The sequence below is a fragment of the Agromyces salentinus genome (assembly GCF_009749395.1).
Classification (GTDB): domain Bacteria; phylum Actinomycetota; class Actinomycetes; order Actinomycetales; family Microbacteriaceae; genus Agromyces; species Agromyces salentinus.
Window position 1 is genome coordinate 79,118 of record NZ_WBIR01000003.1, and the last position, 19,375, is coordinate 98,492.

At 69.4% G+C, this 19,375-nt stretch carries 18 protein-coding genes; 12 read left to right on the top strand and 6 right to left on the bottom strand.

Annotated elements, in window-relative coordinates; translation table 11 throughout:
* The first annotated feature begins 24 nt into the window (after nucleotides 1-24).
* Both GQQ95_RS04845 and GQQ95_RS04850 read left to right on the top strand, forming a co-directional pair.
* The gene (locus tag GQQ95_RS04845) at nucleotides 25-972 is read left to right on the top strand and encodes a glycosyltransferase (RefSeq protein ID WP_157426532.1); all 948 of its coding nucleotides are present in this window, start codon (nucleotides 25-27) and stop codon (nucleotides 970-972) included.
* Nucleotides 972-1,811, top strand: coding sequence for a glycosyltransferase (locus GQQ95_RS04850; RefSeq protein ID WP_343032760.1), 840 nt, complete (start codon nucleotides 972-974; stop codon nucleotides 1,809-1,811). The genes GQQ95_RS04845 and GQQ95_RS04850 overlap by 1 nt, the downstream gene beginning before the upstream one ends.
* Before the next feature lie 51 nt (nucleotides 1,812-1,862).
* Here the strand turns inward: GQQ95_RS04850 and rfbD are convergent, their stop codons facing one another.
* Nucleotides 1,863-2,711 (bottom strand): dTDP-4-dehydrorhamnose reductase, encoded by an 849-nt coding sequence (rfbD, locus tag GQQ95_RS04855; protein ID WP_157426533.1) that lies wholly within the window; start codon nucleotides 2,709-2,711, stop codon nucleotides 1,863-1,865.
* 2 nt (nucleotides 2,712-2,713) lie between these two features.
* Nucleotides 2,714-3,709 carry a dTDP-glucose 4,6-dehydratase gene (rfbB, locus tag GQQ95_RS04860; RefSeq protein WP_157426534.1) on the bottom strand — a complete coding sequence of 332 codons (996 nt, stop codon included), beginning with the start codon at nucleotides 3,707-3,709 and terminating at the stop codon, nucleotides 2,714-2,716.
* A gap of 95 nt (nucleotides 3,710-3,804) precedes the next feature.
* On the opposite strand from rfbB, the gene GQQ95_RS04865 reads away from it, so the two are divergent.
* The 5 genes from GQQ95_RS04865 to GQQ95_RS04885 all read left to right on the top strand — a co-directional run bounded on the left by GQQ95_RS04865 (nucleotide 3,805) and on the right by GQQ95_RS04885 (nucleotide 9,485).
* Entirely contained in the window at nucleotides 3,805-4,656 is an 852-nt protein-coding gene (locus GQQ95_RS04865; protein ID WP_170296959.1) for a class I SAM-dependent methyltransferase, read from the top strand.
* A gap of 32 nt (nucleotides 4,657-4,688) precedes the next feature.
* Nucleotides 4,689-5,297, top strand: a complete 609-nt coding sequence (locus GQQ95_RS04870) for a dTDP-4-dehydrorhamnose 3,5-epimerase family protein (protein WP_157426536.1) — start codon at nucleotides 4,689-4,691, stop codon at nucleotides 5,295-5,297.
* Nucleotides 5,297-6,163: a glucose-1-phosphate thymidylyltransferase RfbA gene (gene rfbA, locus GQQ95_RS04875; RefSeq protein ID WP_157426537.1), complete on the top strand. Its 867-nt coding sequence runs from the start codon at nucleotides 5,297-5,299 to the stop codon at nucleotides 6,161-6,163. Before GQQ95_RS04870 ends, rfbA begins: the two co-directional genes overlap by 1 nt.
* Nucleotides 6,164-6,292: 129 nt before the next feature.
* On the top strand, nucleotides 6,293-7,450 hold the full coding sequence (gene glf / locus GQQ95_RS04880) for a UDP-galactopyranose mutase (RefSeq protein WP_246205189.1): 1,158 nt from the start codon (nucleotides 6,293-6,295) through the stop codon (nucleotides 7,448-7,450).
* A 52-nt stretch (nucleotides 7,451-7,502) separates the two neighbouring features.
* A complete protein-coding gene (locus GQQ95_RS04885) occupies nucleotides 7,503-9,485 on the top strand; it encodes a glycosyltransferase (protein ID WP_157426539.1) in 1,983 nt (660 codons plus the stop codon).
* A gap of 24 nt (nucleotides 9,486-9,509) precedes the next feature.
* On the opposite strand, the gene GQQ95_RS04890 is transcribed toward GQQ95_RS04885, so the two are convergent.
* Nucleotides 9,510-10,406 (bottom strand): glycosyltransferase family 2 protein, encoded by an 897-nt coding sequence (locus GQQ95_RS04890; RefSeq protein ID WP_157426540.1) that lies wholly within the window; start codon nucleotides 10,404-10,406, stop codon nucleotides 9,510-9,512.
* A gap of 167 nt (nucleotides 10,407-10,573) precedes the next feature.
* Between GQQ95_RS04890 and GQQ95_RS04895 the strand changes: the two genes are divergently transcribed.
* The 4 genes from GQQ95_RS04895 to GQQ95_RS04910 are packed head-to-tail and all read left to right on the top strand — an operon-like array spanning nucleotide 10,574 to nucleotide 14,788.
* Nucleotides 10,574-12,574 carry a DUF6541 family protein gene (locus GQQ95_RS04895; protein WP_157426541.1) on the top strand — a complete coding sequence of 667 codons (2,001 nt, stop codon included), beginning with the start codon at nucleotides 10,574-10,576 and terminating at the stop codon, nucleotides 12,572-12,574.
* Nucleotides 12,575-12,624: 50 nt separating this feature from the next.
* Nucleotides 12,625-13,356, top strand: a complete 732-nt coding sequence (locus GQQ95_RS04900; RefSeq protein WP_157426542.1) for a glycosyltransferase family 2 protein — start codon at nucleotides 12,625-12,627, stop codon at nucleotides 13,354-13,356.
* Nucleotides 13,353-13,805, top strand: coding sequence for a DUF2304 domain-containing protein (locus GQQ95_RS04905; protein ID WP_157426543.1), 453 nt, complete (start codon nucleotides 13,353-13,355; stop codon nucleotides 13,803-13,805). The genes GQQ95_RS04900 and GQQ95_RS04905 overlap by 4 nt, the downstream gene beginning before the upstream one ends.
* Entirely contained in the window at nucleotides 13,802-14,788 is a 987-nt protein-coding gene (locus GQQ95_RS04910; RefSeq protein ID WP_157426544.1) for a glycosyltransferase, read from the top strand. Before GQQ95_RS04905 ends, GQQ95_RS04910 begins: the two co-directional genes overlap by 4 nt.
* A 9-nt stretch (nucleotides 14,789-14,797) precedes the next feature.
* Here the strand turns inward: GQQ95_RS04910 and GQQ95_RS04915 are convergent, their stop codons facing one another.
* A complete protein-coding gene (locus GQQ95_RS04915) occupies nucleotides 14,798-16,066 on the bottom strand; it encodes a lipopolysaccharide biosynthesis protein (RefSeq protein WP_157426545.1) in 1,269 nt (422 codons plus the stop codon).
* A 13-nt stretch (nucleotides 16,067-16,079) separates the two neighbouring features.
* Between GQQ95_RS04915 and GQQ95_RS04920 the strand changes: the two genes are divergently transcribed.
* Nucleotides 16,080-16,901 carry a glycosyltransferase gene (locus GQQ95_RS04920; protein WP_157426546.1) on the top strand — a complete coding sequence of 274 codons (822 nt, stop codon included), beginning with the start codon at nucleotides 16,080-16,082 and terminating at the stop codon, nucleotides 16,899-16,901.
* A gap of 1 nt (nucleotide 16,902) precedes the next feature.
* On the opposite strand, the gene GQQ95_RS04925 is transcribed toward GQQ95_RS04920, so the two are convergent.
* Nucleotides 16,903-17,991, bottom strand: coding sequence for an acyltransferase family protein (locus tag GQQ95_RS04925; protein ID WP_170296960.1), 1,089 nt, complete (start codon nucleotides 17,989-17,991; stop codon nucleotides 16,903-16,905).
* Complete coding sequence (locus GQQ95_RS04930) at nucleotides 17,988-19,127, bottom strand: NAD-dependent epimerase/dehydratase family protein (RefSeq protein ID WP_157426548.1); 1,140 nt, start codon at nucleotides 19,125-19,127, stop codon at nucleotides 17,988-17,990. The genes GQQ95_RS04925 and GQQ95_RS04930 overlap by 4 nt, the downstream gene beginning before the upstream one ends.
* Nucleotides 19,128-19,375: the final 248 nt, after the last annotated feature.

Genomic DNA, 19,375 nt, shown 5'->3' on the forward strand with positions numbered 1-19,375 from the left:
CCCCCAGAGCTTGATGAGAGTCAGATGAGTCCGAACCGGCATCCACCGCGCGTCGTCGCAGTCGTCGTGGCCTACAACCGTCGCGACCTGCTCGTCGAGGTCCTCCAGGCGTTGGCCTCGCAGCGCACCCCCGTCGCCCGGGTCGTCGTCATCGACAACGCCTCCACCGACGACACCGCCGACGTCGCACGAGCCGCAGGCGACCTCGTCGACCTCGAGCAGCTGGCGCGCAACACGGGCGGCGCCGGCGGGTTCGCCGCAGGCATGGCCGTGGCGCTCGAACGCCATGACCCCGACTGGCTGTGGCTCATGGACGACGACACGGTGCCGACCGAAGGGGCCCTCGAGGCGCTGCTCACGTCGGTCGAGGGCACCGATGTCGCGGCGGCGGGCTCCCGCGTCATCTGGACCGACGGCACCGAGCATCCCATGAACACGCCTCGAGCCAAGCCGTTCGCGGCCAAGGCCGAACGGGTCGCGGCCGCCAGGGCGGGTGGCATCCCGGTGCGCAGCACCTCGTTCGTCTCGATGCTCGTGCGCGCGGACGTCGTTCGCGAGGTCGGCCTGCCCATCGCCGACTACTTCATCTGGAACGACGACTTCGAGTACTCGACGCGCGTGCTCCGCGGTCGTCGCGGCCTGCACGTTCCGGCATCCGTGGTCGTGCACAAGACCAAGGTGCTCGGCGCCACCGACGCCGACCCCGGGCCCAGGTTCTATTACGAGGTGCGCAACAAGCTCTGGATGTTCCGTCGATCGCAGAGCCTCTCCGCGTTCGAGAAGCTCGTCTACGGCGGGTCCAGCGTCCGACGGTGGATCCGCACGTTCGCGAGGTCGGCCGACCGGCAGGTGCTCCGCGACGGCTGGAGGCGCGGCTACCGCGACGGCACGCGCACGCGGCCGCGTCCGAACGGCTCGGCGCTCGCCGGGCTCGGCGGGGTCAGCGACGCCGTGCGCGCAGTGGAGCCCTGATGGGGGAACCGTTCGCGCTGCTCATGCCGGTCTACCGCGGCGACGACGCGGCGCACTTCGCGAAGGCGTTCACGTCGAGCGTCACCCAGCAGTCGCGCCGGCCGGACCAGGTCGTCCTCGTGCAGGACGGACCGGTCGGGGAGCCGCTCGCCGCGGCGATCGAGGCCGCGATCGCCGGATGCCCGGTGCCGGTCGTCCACCATGTCATCGCCGAGAACGTCGGCCTCACGCGCGCCCTGACGGAGGGGCTCGCGCTGAGCGAGCACGACATCGTCGCCCGAATGGACGCTGACGACATCTCGCTGCCCGAACGCTTCGCCAAGCAGGTGCCGCTCGTCGAGGGCGGCCTCGACCTGGTGGGCACCGGCATGCTCGAGTTCCTCGACGACGACGGCTCCATCGTGGGCAAGCGGGTGCCTCGAACGGATGCCGCCGACATCGCCGCATACTCCCGCTTCCACGATCCCTTCAGCCATCCCACCGTCGTCTACCGGCGTTCCGCGGTCGATCGCGTGGGCGGCTACCAGCCGATGGGACTGATGGAGGACTACTGGCTGTTCGCCCGCATGATCGCCGGCGGCGCAGCGGTCGGCAACCTCGCCGAGCCGCTCGTCATGTACCGCGTCGGGGCGGGAGCGTATGCGCGCCGCGGCGGCCGCGCGCAATGGCGCAGCGAGCTCGCCCTGCAGCGGGCTCTCCGCGCGATCGGCTTCACGACCAGGCGCCAGCACGTGCGCAACGTCGCCGTCCGAGGCCTCTACCGGTTCGTGCCCGAGCCGGTGCGCAAGGTCGCCTATCGGCGGTTCATCGCGAACGGCGGCGCGATCGCGGAGCACTGAGTCCGATGCGATCGTCCGAGATGCCGCGAAGAGATCAGGGAGCGCGACGGTTCAGGAAGCCGCGGGGGCAGCGATCCCCGATGCGGCGAGGGCCGCGCGCCAGTCCCGCATCGGCTCGAGGCCGGCGGTCCGCCAGGCGTCGTGGCCGAGCACGCTGAACGCCGGCCGAGGCGCCGGGCGGACGAACTCCGCGCTCGTCGTGGGCTGGACGCGTTCGGGGTCGAGCCCGGCCTCCTCGAGTACGGCGCGGGCGAACCCGAACCAGCTCGTGCGGCCGGAATTCGTGCCGTGGTAGATGCCGGCGGGGGCGTCGGCCTCGAGCAGTTCGCGGATTCGGGTCGCGAGATCGAACGTCCAGGTGGGCTGCCCGACCTGGTCGTCGACGACGGTCCAGGTCTCGCGCTGGGCGGCGATGCGGAGCATGGTGGCGGCGAAGTTCGGCCCGTCCTCGCCGTAGAGCCAGGCCGTCCGGACGACGTACGTGCCCTCGGGGTGCGCAGCGAGGGCCAACTCCTCGCCGGCCGCCTTGGTCCGGCCGTACGCGTTGATCGGATCCCGGGGCCGGTCTTCGGCGTACGGTTCGCTCGCGAACCCGTCGAAGACGTAGTCGGTCGAGACGGTCACGAGCTTCGCGCCGTGCTCGCGTGCGGCCTCGGCGAGGTTCGCCGCACCCGTCGCGTTGATCGCGTAGGCCTCGGCCTCGTGCGTCTCCGCGTCGTCGACCTTCGTGTACGCGGCGGCGTTGACCACCACGTCGTGGCCCGCGACGGCATCGAGGACCGCCGCGGCATCCGTCACGTCGAGGTCTGCCCGGCCGAGGGCCGTGACCTCCCTGCCGTCGAACGCACGTTGCAGGTCGTGGCCGAGCATGCCGGCGGCCCCGGTGATGAGCACCCGCACGCCTACTGCCCCTGTGCCAGGTAGCGGGCCTCGGTGGCGTCCTTCTGCGGAACCCACCAGTCCTCGTGGTCGCGGTACCAGGCGATCGTGTCGGCGAGTCCCGCCGCGAAGTCGGAGAACCTCGGCGTCCAGCCGAGCTCGGTCCGAAGCTTGGTCGAGTCGATCGCGTAGCGGAGGTCGTGGCCCGGGCGGTCGGTGACCAGGTCGTAGGCGTCGGCCGGCTGTCCGAGTTCGGTCAGGATGAGTTCGACGACGTCCTTGTTGTTCTTCTCGCCGTCGGCGCCGATGAGGTACGTCTCGCCGATGCGACCGCGCTCGAGGATCGTGAGCACCGCGGAGGAGTGGTCGTCGGCGTGGATCCAGTCGCGCACGTTCTCGCCCGTGCCGTACAGCTTCGGGCGCTCGCCGCGGAGCACGTTCGTGATCTGACGGGGGATGAACTTCTCCACGTGCTGGTACGGCCCGTAGTTGTTCGAGCAGTTCGAGATCGTGGCCTGCAGCCCGAAGGAACGCACCCAGGCGCGTACCAGCAGGTCGCTGCCGGCCTTCGTCGAGGAGTACGGACTCGACGGGTTGTACGGGGTCTGCTCGGTGAAGCGGGCGGGATCGTCGAGTTCGAGGTCGCCGTAGACCTCGTCGGTCGAGATGTGGTGGAAGCGGACGCCGTGGCGCCGAGCCGCCTCGATCAGCGTGTAGGTGCCGATGATGTTCGTCTCGAGGAACGGCCGCGGGTCGTCGAGCGAGTTGTCGTTGTGGCTCTCGGCGGCGTAGTGGACGACCGCGTCGTGGGTCGGCACGAGCTGGTCGACGAGCCCGGCGTCGGCGATGTCGCCGTGCACGAATGCGAAGCGCTCCTCGGGCAGGCCCTCGAGCGAGGCGCGGTTGCCGGCATACGTGAGCTTGTCGAGGACGGTCACCGAGTGGTCGGTGTTCGCAAGCACGAAATGCACGAAGTTCGAGCCGATGAACCCGGCGCCTCCGGTGACGAGGATCTTCATGAATGCCTTTCCTTGTGATCGTGCGCTGCCTGCGAGAGTCTACCTTGAGCGCTTCGCGCGCGAAGTTCGGGACGTCGAGAGCGAGGAGGGCCCACGTGCGGGAACACCCATGGATCAGCGCGGCATCGTACTGGGAGCCGGAGCGCTTCGTCGGCTCGGCCTGGTACCAGCACGCGCCCTTCGCCTTCTGGCTCGTGGACGCGGTCGAGCCGCGCACGATCGTCGAGCTCGGGACGCATCGCGGGTTCTCGTACTTCGTGTTCTGCGAGGCGGTGAAGCGGCTCGGCCTCGACACCGTCGTCACGGCGACGGACGGGTGGATGGGCGACGAGCATGCCGGCTTCTACGGGCAGGCGGTGTACGACGCCGTCGCGGCGACGACCTCCGAGCTGTATCCCGGCATCGGCGAGCTGCATCGGGGGTGGTTCGACGACTTCGCCGGCCCGACCCCCGACCGGAGCATCGACCTGCTCCACATCGACGGCCGGCACCGATACGAGGATGTCTGGCACGACTTCGAGTCGTGGCTCCCCAACGTCTCCGATCGGGGCGTGGTCATCTGCCACGACACCACCGAGCGCAAGCGCGACTTCGGCGTCTGGAAGTTCTGGGATGAGGTCCGCGACAGATACCCGTCGTTCGGGTTCGAGCACGGGCACGGCCTCGGCGTGCTCGCGGTCGGCCCCGAGGTGCCGGCGCGGATGTCGGCGTTCCTCGACGCGGGCCGGGTCGACGGCGACGAGGTCAGGGACTTCTACCACGAGCGCGGGCGCCGGATCAGCGCGTCGGCGCAGGCGAGGGCGGATGCCGCCCGCCACGCGGCGGCGGCCGCGAAGCTCGCCGCCGCCGAGCAGCGCGTGCGCGACCTGGAGACCAGCACCAGCTGGAAGATCACCGCGCCGATGCGCCGTGCGAGTTCCGCGCTGCGGTCACGCGGACGCGGGTGAGTCCCGATGCGTCCTATTGGTAGACTCCTGCGGTGCAGATCCGCGAACTGAAGATCCCCGACAGCTACGAGATCACCCCGAAGCAATTCGGCGACGACCGGGGTGTCTTCCTCGAATGGTTCCGGGGCGATCGCCTCGAGCAGGAGATCGGGCGCCGATTCCCCATCGTGCAGTCGAACACCTCCGTCTCCAAGCGGGGGGTCGTGCGCGGCATCCACTTCGCCGACATCGCGCCGAGCCAGGCGAAGTACGTCACGGCGACGCACGGCGCCGTGCTCGACTTCGTCATCGACATCCGGGTCGGCTCCGAGACCTTCGGCCAGTGGGACGCCGTCCGGCTGGACGACGTGGACCGCAAGGCGATCTTCATCTCCGAGGGCCTCGGTCACTGCTTCGTGGCCCTGACCGACGACGCGATCGTGAGCTACCTGGTCAGCGCGCCGTTCAATGCCGAGCGCGAGCACGGCATCAACCCCCTCGACCCGGCTGTGGGCCTCGAGTTCCCGGCCGAGGCGGGCGTTCCGCTCCTGTCGCCGAAGGACGAGGTCGCGCCCGGCCTGGAGGAGGCCGCTGCCGCCGGACTCCTCCCGACCTGGGACGAGGCGAAGCGGTTCTACGCGAGCCTGGGCGGAGCCGCCTGATGCGCGGCATCATCCTCGCGGGCGGCTCCGGCACGCGCCTGTGGCCCATCACCAAGGGCATCTCGAAGCAGCTCATGCCCATCTACGACAAGCCGATGATCTACTACCCCTTGTCGACGCTCATGATGGCGGGCATCAACGAGGTGCTGATCATCACGACGCCCGAGTACTCCGATCAGTTCCAGGCCCTCCTGGGCGACGGGTCGAGCCTCGGCATGCGGCTCGAGTACGCCGTGCAGCCCTCGCCCGACGGCCTCGCGCAGGCCTTCATCATCGGCGAGGAGTTCATCGGCGACGAGAGCGTGGCCCTCGTCCTCGGTGACAACATCTTCCACGGCGCCGGCCTCGGCACCGCGCTTCGCGGCAACACCGACATCGACGGGTCGCTGATCTTCGCGTACCACGTCAGCAACCCGCGGGCCTACGGCGTGGTCGAGTTCGACGACGAGTTCCGTGCCGTCTCGATCGAGGAGAAGCCGGAGGAGCCGAAGAGCAACTACGCCGTTCCCGGTCTCTACTTCTACGACAACGACGTGGTCGCGATCGCCAAGGACGTCGAACCGAGCCCCCGCGGTGAACTCGAGATCAGCACGGTCAACGAGCGCTACCTCGAACGGGGCCGGTTGCAGGTGCAGGTGCTCGACCGCGGAACGGCGTGGTTGGACACGGGGACGTTCGAGTCGATGATGCAGGCGAGCGACTACGTGCGCGTCATCGAGGAGCGCCAGGGATTCAAGATCGGCTGCATCGAGGAGATCGCCTGGCGCGCCGGCTGGATCGATGACGCCCAGCTCGAGCGACTCGCCGCACCGCTCGTGAAGAGCGGCTACGGCACTTATCTCACGCGCCTGCTCGCCGAGCGCTGATCGGGCCAGCCCGCCTCGCGCGCTGTGCACCGCCCCCCGAGTCCGGACGGCCGGGGGCCGAGGGGCCGCCCGGGTACAATCGAAGGTCGGCCGCGCCCGCGCGGCCGTCGTGAACGAATGGGAGAAATCGTGACGACTGACGTCGATCTCGTGGTGGTCGGATCCGGGTTCTTCGGCCTGACCATCGCCGAGCGCTGCGCCGCCGAACTGGGCAAGCGCGTGCTGGTCATCGATCGCCGCGATCACATCGGCGGCAACGCGTACAGCGAGGCCGATCCCGAGACCGGCATCGAGGTGCACCGCTACGGAGCGCACCTCTTCCACACCTCGAACCCGACCGTCTGGGAGTACGTGAACCGGTTCACGGCGTTCACCGACTACGTGCACAAGGTCTACACCACGCATGGCGGCGAGGTGTTCCCGCTCCCCATCAACCTCGGCACCATCAACCAGTTCTTCCGCTCGGCGCACGGACCGGCGGCGGCCCGCGACCTCGTGGCCTCGCAGGCCTCCGAGGTGGATTCGTCCAACGTGGCGAACCTCGAGGAGAAGGCGATCTCGCTCATCGGCCGCCCCCTCTACGAGGCCTTCATCCGGGACTACACGGCCAAGCAGTGGCAGACGTCCCCCAGCGAACTGCCGGCGGAGATCATCTCGCGGCTCCCCGTCCGCTACACGTACGACAACCGCTACTTCAACGATGCCCACGAGGGCCTTCCCGTCGACGGATACACCGCGTGGATCGAGCGCATGGCGGACCATCCGCTCATCGAGGTGCGGCTCTCGACGGACTTCTTCGACGAGTCGCAGCCCATCAACAAGACGGCGCTCGTCGGCAAGGTGCCGATCGTCTACACCGGTCCCGTCGACCGCTACTTCGACTACACCCGCGGCGAGCTCGCCTGGCGGACGCTCGACTTCGAGCGGGAGGTGCTCCCGATCGGCGACTACCAGGGCACGTCGGTCATGAACTACGCCGACGAGGAGACGCCGTACACGCGAATCCACGAGTTCAGGCACTTCCACCCCGAGCGCGAGCACCCCGCCGACAAGACCATCATCATGCGCGAGTACTCCCGGTTCGCGGAGCGCGAGGACGAGCCGTACTACCCGGTCAACACCCCGGCCGATCGCGAGAAGCTGCTCGCCTACCGCGAGCTCGCCAAAGCCGAGGCTGCTGTGTACTTCGGCGGACGCCTCGGCACCTATCAGTACCTCGACATGCACATGGCCATCGGATCCGCGCTCTCCATGTTCGAGAACAAGTTGAAGCCGGCGTTCGGCTGAGCCCTCCGTTCGTACGACGCTCGCCCGCCGACTCTCGAGATCGAAGGAAACCATGACGACCGATCCCCTCGTGCTGCAGCGCGTGATCTTCCCGGAGCACGGCGATCCCCAGGCCCTCCCGCTCTACCTCGATGCGGAGACGTGGTCGTGGTCCTACTCGGGCGACAGTGACGACAACCTGCTCGCGAAGGCACGCGGGCTCTTCATCGAGGGCCACGACCGGCGCCCCTCGCGGGTGACCAGCCGCAACGGCCTGAGTTGGCTGAGCGGGCGCCGCGGCCTCCGCCTGCCCGCCTCCGAGACCGTCTCGCTCGCGGCCTACTTCAACGCGTTCCCCGCGAGCTACTGGAACGCGTGGACCGTGCTCACCGGCACCCGCCTCCGTGTTCAGACGGAGGGGCCCGGTCGTGTCGTCGTGTTCCGCTCGAACGCGCGCGGCGTGATCCAGCGGGTCGACGGCGTCGAGGTCACGGGTGCGACGACGAGCGAATTCGTCCTGCCGTTCAATTCCTTCCTCGACGGCGGCTGGCTGTGGTTCGACCTCATCGCCGGCGACGAGCCGCTCGAGCTCGTCCAGGCCGACTGGCTCGCGCTCGACGGCGAGAGCGCGGTCGTCGACGGCAGCGCCACCGTGTCGATCACGACGCTGAACCGCGGGGCCTACTGCACCAAGCTGATCGCCGAGATCGGCGACGACGACGACGCGATGGCGTACATCGACCGCGTCCTCGTCGTCGACCAGGGCAGTGAGCGCATCGTCGAGAACGCGGGCTTCCCGCTCGCAGCCGAGCGACTGGGCGATCGACTGCGCGTCATCGAGCAGGCGAACGTCGGCGGCTCGGGCGGCTTCTCCCGCGGGATGCTCGAGACGAGCGAGGCCGACGCGTCGGACTACATCATCCTGCTCGACGACGACGTCGAGATCGAGCCCGAGAGCCTGCGGCGTGCCGTCCTCTTCGCGAACCACTGCACGAAGCCCACGATCGTGGGCGGCCACATGTTCGACATGTACGACAAGTCGAAGCTGCATGCCTTCGCCGAGGGCATCCACTGGCAGCCGTTCATGTGGGGGCCGTTCACCCCCGCGAGGCATGATCTCGCCGAGTCGAACCTGCGCCAGACGAATTGGCTGCACCGCCGCTTCGATGTCGACTACAACGGGTGGTGGATGTCACTCATCCCGGTCTCGATCATCAAGGAGATCGGACTCTCCCTCCCGGTGTTCATCAAGTGGGACGACGCCGAGTACGCGTTGCGGGCCCGCGCGCACGGGCACTCGACGGTGAGCCTCCCGGGTGCGGCGGTCTGGCACGTGTCCTGGGTCGACAAGGACGACTCGCACGACTGGCAGGCGTTCTTCCACGCCCGGAACCGCCTCGTCGCGGCCCTGCTGCACTCGCCGGCCGCACGAGGCGGCAAGCTCTGGCGCTCGAACCTCGCGATCGACGTGAAGAACCTGTTCACCATGGACTACTACACGGTGGCGATGCGGCACGCGGCCATCCGGAACGTCTTCGAGGGCCCGGACCAGCTGCACGCGGACATGCTCGACCGCCTTCCGCGGGTGCGGGCGCTGGGTTCGCAGTTCCGGGAGTCGAAACTGCTCCGCGATCCCACCGACATGCCGAAGTTCGCGGCGCGCGACATCCCCGAGGTGGCGACCGGCCGCGCCGACCCCGGCCCGCGCGGCCTGGCCTTCGTGTCGTGGCTGCTGAAGACCGTCTGGCGTCACGCCTTCCGTCGTCCGGTCGCAGATGCCTCCGTCCGGCCGTCCGCCCACCTTCCGTACCAGGATGCGCGCTGGTTCGAGGTGAGCCGCTACGACAGCGTGCTCGTCAGCAATGCGGAGGGGTCCGGCGCCACGTGGCATGTCCGCAACCCGCGCACGTTCCGCAAGCAGCTCGTGGATGCGGTGCGGCTGAACCTGCGGACCCGCAAGGAATGGGACGCCCTCTCGAAGCAGTATCGCGAGGCACTGCCCGAGATCACGTCGGCCGCCAGCTGGGACCGATCGCTCCGAGGCTCCTCCGACTGAGCCGAGGGATCCGCCCGCGTCGACTCACTCGACGCGGGCGGGACCGAACGTGTGCCGTGCGAGGCTGCGGAAGCCCTTCGGGTCCTTCGCCAGCACGGCCTTGGGCAGGTCCGCCGCCGCGTGCAGGCGCGAGGTGAGATGCAGCCTGGCCGCCCGCGCGGCACCGTGCCATCCGAGTTCCGAGAGGTCGCGAGCCGCCTCGGCGAAGACCACGCGCTCCTGGGCGAACTTCGATCCGTCGGGGGCCGTCACGGCCGAGACGCTCTCGGCGTGGCGCCGGTACTGGAACACGACCTCGTCGTCGACCACGAGCGAGCCGCCGTCCTTGGCGAGCTCGAGGAGCATCGCAAGGTCCTGCACGACGTCGAGATCCACGCGGAACTCGTGCCGGCGGAGGCGCTCGACGTTCCACGCGAGCGACGGGAAGTAGGTCCAGTTGCCGCGGAGGAGGCTCTTGGCCATCGACGGACCCTCGAGGATGCGCACGCCGGAGCCCCTCGGCTCGTAGAGCGCCTTCACCCGGTCGGCGAGCGGGCGATGCAGCCCGCCGTCGGAGTCGATCACCTCGACGCCGGGTTGGATCACGGCCGCGTTCGGGAATCGGGAGGCCAGCGTGTTCACCCGCGCGACGTAGCCGGGGAGCATGATGTCGTCGCAGCCCATGATCACGGCGAACGGATGCTCCATGAGGCTCACGCACTTGCGGTAGTTGCGACTCGGGCGCAGGTTCTCCTCGTTGCGGAGGTACGTGACCCGGGGGTCGTCGATCGCCGATGCCCACTCGCCCGCGCTCAGGTCGGGGTACACGTCGTCGACGATCACGAGGCGCCAGTCGGGGTCGGTCTGGGCGAGCACGCTCTGCACCGCGAGCTTGAAGTGGTCGATGCGACCGTAGAACGGCATCATGATGTCGAGAGTCACCCGTCAATCGTCCCATGCCGGCCGGGGTGGCCGGACCGGACGGCTCGACCACCGGAGCGGCATCCGGGCGCCGATGACGGCGTGGCGGTTCCCCGCAGGACGCTGGCGGTATCCTTGGAGACCGACGCCGCCGATCTCCGGAAGCGTGTGAAGGGATGCGACCTGAGATGACGTGGCTCGATCTTGCGTGGGCGTCGACCATCGCTGCGGCGATCATGGTGCTCCCCGGATTGCTCCTCGCCCGCGTGGTCGGGCTCCGCGGCGCGTGGATGTGGGGGCTCTCCGCGCCGTTCTCGGTGACGGCGATCGCGCTTGCCGCCCTCGTCGCCCCATTCATCGGCCTGACCTGGTCGTGGGTCCCCGCGCTGCTGTTCACCGTCGTGCTCGCCCTCGCGCTCTGGGCCGCGAGGCGGCTGACCGCGTCGCGCCGGGGCGGTGCCGCGGCGGCATCCGATTCCGCTCCGACGCAGGGCGCATGGTCCGCGTCGTCGAATGCCGGCAACGCCGGCATGTGGGCGTTCGGAGTCGGGGTTCTGCTCGCCGCCGTCGTGATCGGGATCAGGTCGGTGCAGATCGTCGGAGAACCGGGCGGCATCTCGCAGACGTTCGACAACATCTACCACCTCAACGCGGTCCGCTACATCCTCGACACGGGGAGCGGCTCGCCGCTCGACGTCGGGGCGATGACCTCCGGTGCACTGTGGTTCTACCCGGTCGGATGGCACGACGTCGCGACGCTCGTGGTGCAGCTGACGGGGGTCACGATCCCGGTCGCCGTGAACGCCACCTGGATCACCTTCTCGGCAGTCGCGTGGCCGCTCGGCATCGTGCTGCTCGCGCGTGCGCTCGGCGGCACGAAGCCGTCGGTCGCATTCGCCGCCGGTCTCGCGGCGGCGTCGATCCCGGCGTTCCCATACCTGCTCGTCGACTACGGCGTGCTCTACCCGTACCACGCAGGTGTCGCGCTCGTGCCTGCCGCGGTGGCCGCCACGGTCGCACTCTTCCGGCTGGGACGCGAGTCGACCGGCCTCGATCCGGTGTGGTCGACCGTCGTGCTCGCCGGCGCGCTCCCGGCGCTCGCATTGACGCACCCCGGCGCATTCATGGCCTGGCTCGCGTTCTCGCTGCCGATCGCCGTGGTCGCGCTCATCCGCCTGCTCAGGTCGGGTGCCGCGGCGCGCGAGAGGGTCATCGCGATCATCGGGTTCGTGGTGTACCTCGGGGTCGGGTTGGTGGCGATCCGCGTCCTGCGGCCGCCGCTCGAGGCGACGCTGTGGCCTGCGATCGGACTCGCCGGTCAAGCACTCGGCGAGGTGATCACGGTCTCGATGTACCACACGCCGATCGCCGAGGTCGTCGCGATCGCGATGATCGCCGGTGTCGTCTTCGCCGCGATGCGCCGGCGCCCCGCCGACTGGGTCGCGATCTCGCTCCTGGTCGTGGCCGGGTCGCTCTACATCGTGGTCGCCGGCGTCTCGAGCGCGACGATCCGCAACCTGATCACCGCGTCCTGGTACAACAACACGCCTCGACTCGCGGCGCTCGTGGCCGTCGCCATCGTCCCGCTCGCCGCCATCGGCGTGGCGAGCCTCTGGGAGAAGTTGGCCGCGACGGGCACCTATACGCGCCTCGTGACGAATCGCGGGCGCGTGCTGCAGGCCGCGGTCGCGACGCTGGCCGTCCTGCTCCTCGGGCTCTCCATGCAGGGCCGCAGCATCACGGGTGCGATCGACGGCGCCGCCGACGGCTACCGTTTCACCGATGACGCGCGGTTGCTCAGTCCGGACGAGCTGCAGCTGCTCGAGGAGTTGCCGGGACTCGTCCCCGAGGACGTCGCCGTCGCCGGCAGCGCGTGGACCGGCGCCGGGCTGGCGTACGCCATCGCGGACCGACGCGTCCTCATGCCGCACACCCTCATGGACATCTCCGAAGAGGTCGGCACCATCTACGACGAACTCGACGAGCCCGGCGCCGGCGCGGAGCTCTGCGCGGCGCTCGAGGCAGAGAACGTCGGGTTCGTGCTCGACTTCGGCTCCCGCGAGGTCCACGGCGGCAAGCACGACTACACCGGGTTCGACGAGCTGGCGACCTCCGAATCGGTCGAACTCGTGCGCGAGATCGGCGACGCGCGGCTCTACGAGATCACTGCGTGCGGGGGCCTTCGATGAGCGCCGCCGCGCAGGACGCGCCAGACACCGTTGCTATGCTCGAACCCATCATGAATGACTCGCTCGGGCGTGTGCTGGTCATCGTCCCGGCGTGGAACGAGCAGGCCAACGTCGGCAACACGGTGCACGAGATCCTCAGCCGAACGACCGGCCTCGATGTCGTCGTCGTCGATGACGGCTCGACCGACGACACGGCCGCCGTGGCACGTGCCGCCGGCGCGACCGTCATCGCGCTCCCGTTCAACCTCGGCGTGGGCGGCGCGATGCGTGCCGGCTTCACGTACGCGCAGCGTCGCGGGTACGACGCCGCGATCCAGGTCGACGCCGACGGGCAGCACGATCCCGCCGAGATCGGGCGGGTGCTCGAGGGCCTTCGCACCGCCGACATCTCGATCGGCGCGAGGTTCGCCGACAAGGGCGACTACGCGGTCAAGGGCCCGCGGCGCTGGGCGATGGTGTTCCTCGCCGGCGTGATGTCGAAGGTCGCGGGCACGCGCCTGACGGACGTCACGTCGGGGTTCCGCGCTGCGAACCGTCGGGCGATCGCGCAGTACGTGCGCTACTACCCGGCCGAGTACCTCGGCGACACGCTCGACTCGCTCGTCGCCGCGGTGCACTCGGGGCTCTCTGTGACCCAGGTCCCGGTCGCGATGCGCCAGCGCATGTACGGCAACCCGAGCCAGAACCCGATCGGAGCGAGCGTCTACCTGTTCCGGTCGATCTTCGCCCTCGGACTCGCGCTGATGCGCCCGGGCAAGACCACGGGAGGTCAGACCGCGTGATCGTCTTCTTGGGCATCGCCCTCGCGCTCGTCCTGGTCAGCATCGTCGTGTACATGCTGCTCACGCGCAAGCTCCGCGAGAAGTACGCGTTCTTCTGGATCGTGATCGGCCTCGTGGTGCTCGTGCTCGGCATCTTCCCGCAGTTGCTCGAGGGCCTCACGCTCGCGCTCGGCGTCCAGGTGCCGTCGAACCTGCTCTTCTCCCTCGCCATCGTCCTGCTGCTCGGCGTGAGCCTGCACCTGTCCTGGGAGATCTCGCAGGCCGAGGACGAGATCCGGCGCGTCGCCGAAGAAGCGGCGCTCCTGAACACCGAGGTCGAGCGGCTCTCCGCCAGGCTCGACCAGCTGGAACGCGGTGTCGTCACGGCCGAACCGCCGTCGCGCCCCAATGCGACGCCCGTTGTGGACCGGGTGCCCGATGAGCCGACCCTCGAGGACGACTCGCGGTGAACCCGCCCGTGCCGGGTGATGACCGCATCCACGTGGTGATCTCGGCGTTCCGACCGGAGCCCGCGCTGGTCGCGAGCGTGACCGACCTCCGAGGTCATGTCGACGAGATCGTCGTCGTCGACGACGGGAGCGGTCCCGACGCCGACGACGTGCTCGAACGGATCGAACACGCGGGTGCGACGGTGCTGCGGTCGCCCACGAATTCCGGGATCGCCTCCGCCTTGAACCGCGGGATCGACCACGCCCGCGCGAGCGGCGCCACGCATGTGCTCACGCTCGATCAGGACTCCCGCCTGCCCGCGGCATCCGTGGGTCGACTGCTGGCCGCCGCGGGGCTCGCGGTGGGCCATGGCCACGCGGTGGCCTTCGCCGTGCCGGAGCGGTTCGCCTCGGTGAGCCAGGTGGCCGAACGCCATGAGGACGGCACGCTCTTCACGCGGCACGCGATCCAGTCCGGAATGCTCGTGCCGATGGCCACGTTCGACCGGGTCGGCACGCTCCGCGCCGACCTGTTCATCGACCTCGTGGACACCGAGTTCGAGCTGCGGTGCACCACGGCGGGACTGCGCGGGATCGCGGCCCAGGGGGTCCGCCTCCCGCATTCGCTCGGGGCGGCGTACGAGCGTCCCGCCTGGCTCCGGGCGGTCACCCTCGGACGAGGTCCGAAGGACGTCACCCTCAGCACCCCGTTCCGGTACTACTACCGGGTTCGCAACCGCATCGTCGTCAATCGGGAGTTCCGCCGAACCCAGCCGGCGTGGATCGCCAGGGACACGGCGGTGGAGCTGCTCCACTTCATCGTGGCGGCGACCCTGGCGCGGCCGAGGCGGTCCCTCTGGCGCGTCTACCGGGCCGCCGTCTCGGACGCCCGGGCTGGACGCATGGGGCGCGGCGACGAGGCGACGCTCCGGGTGGCGCGTGGCATCCGCTGGGCGACGCCGCGCATCGATCGACCCGACGACCAGTCGCTCGCACCGCGCTGACGCGCCGGATCACCAGCTGCTCGGGCTGCCCTCGACCTCTGCGGTCTGCACGGTGACCGGGTGCGGCGCCGGGGTGTTGATCATCCGGAGGCCCGGAACCACGAGGATGAGCAGCGAGGTCGCCTCCGCGGCGGCGACGCCCGCGGCGACGACCGACTCGAGCCCGTTGATCGAACCCAGCGTCATGATCGTCACACCGACGACCGATGCCGTGAGCGTGGTCGCGAGCACGAAGCGATAGCGACCGTGGGGAATGAGGATGTTCCGGATGAACGGCGTCGCGCTCGAGATGCAGAAGAAGGCCGCGCCGAAGAGGGTGCAGGTGAGCGGGTCCGCGGCGACCGCCGCGCCGAAGATGAACCCGGACGCCCACGGTCCGAGGAGCGCGAGGCCCACGGCGCCGAAGACGCCCAGCCCGACGTGGGCGATGATCGCGGCGCGATGCCGCCTGGCCGGACTCGTCGCGTCGGGCTCGAGGACCCAGGCCTGGAATGCGTTGCCGAGCGCGATGACCGCGAGGACCCCGACGCGGTAGAGGCGGTCGGCCGAGGCGAACGAGCTCGCCTCAGCGGGTGGGAGTCCGGCCGTGGCGATCGGGACGGGCGTGGTCCCGTACGCGTTGCCGGCGGCGTCGATCGCGGCCGTCGGCAACAGCACCCGGAGCACGCGGAAGCCGTCGCCGAGCCCGACCCTCTTCGCCGAGGAACCTCGGAGGCCGATGAACGCGTGGGCCATGGCCGCCACCACGGTGGCGACGGCGAGGACGATGGGATAGAACAGCACCGGGCCGCCCATCAGGAGGACCGGCATCGCGACGAGCGCGCTGACCAGCTTCGGGCCCGAGTCGTACAGCATGAGGTCGCCGGGGCGAGCGGCGCCGATGCAGAACCACGACGGCGACAGGCCGCCGAGCGTCATGGCGACGGCCATCGCGATCGACTCGACCTTGAAGTCGGGGCCGGTGACGAGCGCCGTGGTGAGGATCACGAGCGGGATCGCGACGACGGTCGTGATGGACCGGGAGACGAGGCTCTCGCGCAGGATGTGCGCCCGGCCCGTGGCATCCGTGGTCCTGGCGACGCGGACCGGACCGACGACGCCCCACCCGAAGAACACGACCACCATGCCGAGGATGCCGATGGACTGCCCGGCCGAGAAGTCGGCCCATCCGCCCGGTCCGGTCACGCGGGAGATGATCGGGAGGAGCAGGAAGGGGGCGAGGGCCGACAGGATCGGTGCTCCCGTGAATCCGGCTAACCTCAAGAGGACAGATCTCATCGACCGACAGTCTATGTCGCTCGATCCATTGCGATTCACCGGGAGCAGGTTCGGCGTGGAGCATCCGAGACCACGGGTGAGCGTGTGCATGGCGACGTACAACGGTGCCGCCTACGTGCTCGAACAGGTCGACTCGATCCTTGCGCAGCTCGCGTCGGACGACGAGCTCGTCATCGTCGACGACGCGAGCGCCGACGACACCGTCGCGCTCATCGAGGCCCTCGACGACCCGCGTGTCCACCTGACCCGGGCGACCGTCAACGCCGGCTACGTGCGCAGCTTCGAGTCCGCGCTCTCGCGCGCGACGGGCGACGTGTTGCTCCTCGCCGATCAGGACGACGTCTGGATCCCCGGCCGGCTCGACGTCCTGCTCTCCGCGCTCGCGGAGTCCGGGGCGTCGATCGTCGCCTCCAACCTGGTCGTGCTCGGCACCGACGAGCCGCTGCCCTCGCCGCTCACCGGACGCCCGTGGCGACTCGAACGTGCGCAGTCCTCGCAGCACCGCCGCAATGTCCTGCGCATCATGCTGGGCGATGCGCCGTACTTCGGGTGCGCGATGGGACTGCGGCGCGGCGCGCTCGACCTCGTCACGCCGTTCCCGCGCTTCCTCACCGAGTCCCACGACCTCTGGCTCGCGATCGCCGGCAACGAGGCACGGTCGATCGTGCACGTCGAGGAGCCCACCCTGTACCGTCGGGTCCACGAGTCGAACGCGTCGACGCCGCGACCCCGCGGCATCCGTGCGGCACTCGCATCCCGCTGGATGCTGGTGCGCGCCAGGTCCGAAGCTCGGCGCCGGTTGCGCCGGTTGCGTCGGCTGCGCGGGAGCCGCTGACTCAGGCGGCCGCGCCGACCTCGACCGGTCGCGTCGGCCGGCGCCCCTTCGCGAGGCGCATCACGGGCCGCTCGACGAGGAACCAGCTCGCGGCCGCGAAGATCGCAGTGAGCACGACGGTCGCACCGATGTAGACGGCCATGCCGTACTGCGCGAGCGCCGGCAGCATCAGGAGTTGCTGCATCGGCCACGCGTAGATGTAGAAGCCGTACGAGACGTCGTTCTTCGCGATGAACCGGGGCTGCGGGACGATCGTCGACAGGTACAGCAGCCCGTACGCCATGAACGGAGCCGAGACCTGGCCGCCCCAGTGCGGGATGAAGGCGATGAGCGCCACGGTCACCACGAGCGAGCCGATGCCGATGACGGGACTCAGGCCGAACCGCGAGATGACGTAGTAGACGACGGCGCCGCCCATGAAGAACGGCAGGAGCCGCATGAGCAGGACGAAGTCCTCGTTCAGCCCGAGGCGCCGGACGAGATCGATGTTCGCATACGCCACGACGCTGAGGACGAAGACGCCGGTGACGATCACGGGGGAGCGGCGCACCACCGCGAGCGATCCGAGCAGCCAGATCGTCAGGTAGCAGAGGAACTCGTAGTAGAGGGTCCAGAGCGACCCGTTCCATGCGCCGGGGTACGGCACCGTCGAGAGGGTGCCGGCGATGTCGTAGTGCTGCATCTTCAGGCCCGAGTTGGCCCAGATGAAGTTCAGCGGCGTCACCGGCGTGGTGAAGAACCCCGCGAGGGTTCCCCGCTCCCACAGGGCTGCGATGGGCGCGAAGACCAGCGCGGTCACCACGAGGCAGACGATGAAGGCGGGGAAGATGCGGGCGATGCGGTGCACGAGGAAGTCGCCGGCCGAGTTGGTGAACCGGCTCGTGGTGATCAGGAACCCGCTGATGACGAAGAAGCCGGCCACGGCCCATCCGCCGAGGTTCTCGCCCTGGATGCCGGGGCCGCTGCCCTCGCCCGCGGTGTACCAGGAGTGCGCGAAGAGCACGAGCGCCGCGAGGATCAGTCGGAACAGGTTGAGGCTGTTCGCCCTCGAGGGGAACGGGCTCCCGGTGAGCAGGCGCGGAACGCTCACTTCAGGAGGTTCCTGGCGGCCATCTCGTCGAGCGAACGCTGGTAGTTGTCGCCCTCGACCGGCTCGGTGAGCACCCACTCGACGAACCGACGCACGCCCTCGCGGAAGTCGACGGTCGCCTCGAGGCCCAGGACCTCGGAGAGCCGGCTCGTGTCGGCGAAGTTGTGGCGGATGTCGCCGAGGCGGTAGTTGCCCGAGATGGTGGTGGGGACCTCGGTGCCGAAGGCGTCGAAGAGCGCCGCGACGACCTCGGAGACGGTGGTCGCGACCCCGCTGCCCACGTTGATGATGCGGGCGGCGGCGTCGGGCACGGTCGAGGCCAGGAAGGTCGCGTTCACGACGTCGTCGATGTAGACGAAGTCGCGGCTCTCCTCGCCGTCTTCGAAGATGTTGATCGACTTGCCCTGCCGGATGAGCGTCGAGAAGATCGAGAGGATGCCGGTGTACGGGTTCTTGAGCGACTGCCCGGGGCCGTAGACGTTCTGGTAGCGCAGCGCGACCGGCTCGATGCCGATCGTGGGCGCCACGGTCATGATGAGCGATTCCTGCACGTGCTTGGTGATGCCGTACACCGACGACGGATGGATGGTCGCGGCCTCGGTGGTCGCGACGAGCTCGAGCGGGCCGTCGACACCCGGCTGGCGCACCTCGAAGTCGCCCGCGGCCATCGCCGCGTCGTCGCGGTGCGGCGGGTAGACGAGGTCGCCTGCGGGCGTGCGGTACGCCCCCTCGCCGTAGATGGAGCGGGAGGAGGCGACCACCATGCGCGTGACGTGGTGCGGTCCGTTCGCGAGGGCATCGAGGATCTTCGCCGTTCCGCCCACGTTCGCCTCGACATAGCGGTCGATCTCGTACATCGACTGGCCGGTGCCGGTCTCTGCGGCGAGGTGCACGATGATGTCCTGGTCGACGAGCGCTCGCGCGACATCCTCGCGCGATGTGACGGTCCCGCGCAGGACCGTCACGCTGTCGCGGATGGAGGCGAGCAGCGGTGAGGTCGTGTCGGGGTCGTCGCCATGGACCTGGGGGATCAGGCTGTCGAGGACGGTGACCCGGTAGCCCTCGTCGACGAAGCGCCGCGCGAGACGGCTCCCGATGAAGCCGGCACCGCCGGTGATCAGAACGTTGCCTTGCATGATGTCGGTGCTCCGGATCGGTATGTGGAGGAGGGGGAATCGTGTCGGCATCCGTGGCGGTGAATCCGAGTTCGCCGTCGGACCGGATGGGCCCCGGACAGTCTATCCGGGGCTCGCGGCGAGGCCGATCCTCGCTTTCGGGCCTCCCGTGGCCGTAGCATGTCAGGTACTGCCGCCCGTATGGGGGGTGCGGCGGTGGCAACGGGGGTTGTGCAATGGGGTGGAACCGTCTCGCGGGCATTCTGGCT

Excerpts from the sequence above, each read along its gene's own strand:
- GQQ95_RS04845 (WP_157426532.1), top strand. The coding sequence starts at position 25 with ATGAGTCCGAACCGGCATCCACCGCGCGTCGTCGCAGTCGTCGTGGCC.
- GQQ95_RS04850 (WP_343032760.1), top strand. The coding sequence starts at position 972 with ATGGGGGAACCGTTCGCGCTGCTCATGCCGGTCTACCGCGGCGACGAC.
- rfbB (WP_157426534.1), bottom strand. The coding sequence starts at position 3,709 with ATGAAGATCCTCGTCACCGGAGGCGCCGGGTTCATCGGCTCGAACTTC.
- rfbA (WP_157426537.1), top strand. The coding sequence starts at position 5,297 with ATGCGCGGCATCATCCTCGCGGGCGGCTCCGGCACGCGCCTGTGGCCC.
- GQQ95_RS04885 (WP_157426539.1), top strand. The coding sequence starts at position 7,503 with ATGACGACCGATCCCCTCGTGCTGCAGCGCGTGATCTTCCCGGAGCAC.
- GQQ95_RS04895 (WP_157426541.1), top strand. The coding sequence starts at position 10,574 with ATGACGTGGCTCGATCTTGCGTGGGCGTCGACCATCGCTGCGGCGATC.
- GQQ95_RS04900 (WP_157426542.1), top strand. The coding sequence starts at position 12,625 with ATGAATGACTCGCTCGGGCGTGTGCTGGTCATCGTCCCGGCGTGGAAC.
- GQQ95_RS04915 (WP_157426545.1), bottom strand. The coding sequence starts at position 16,066 with ATGAGATCTGTCCTCTTGAGGTTAGCCGGATTCACGGGAGCACCGATC.
- GQQ95_RS04920 (WP_157426546.1), top strand. The coding sequence starts at position 16,080 with ATGTCGCTCGATCCATTGCGATTCACCGGGAGCAGGTTCGGCGTGGAG.
- GQQ95_RS04930 (WP_157426548.1), bottom strand. The coding sequence starts at position 19,127 with ATGCAAGGCAACGTTCTGATCACCGGCGGTGCCGGCTTCATCGGGAGC.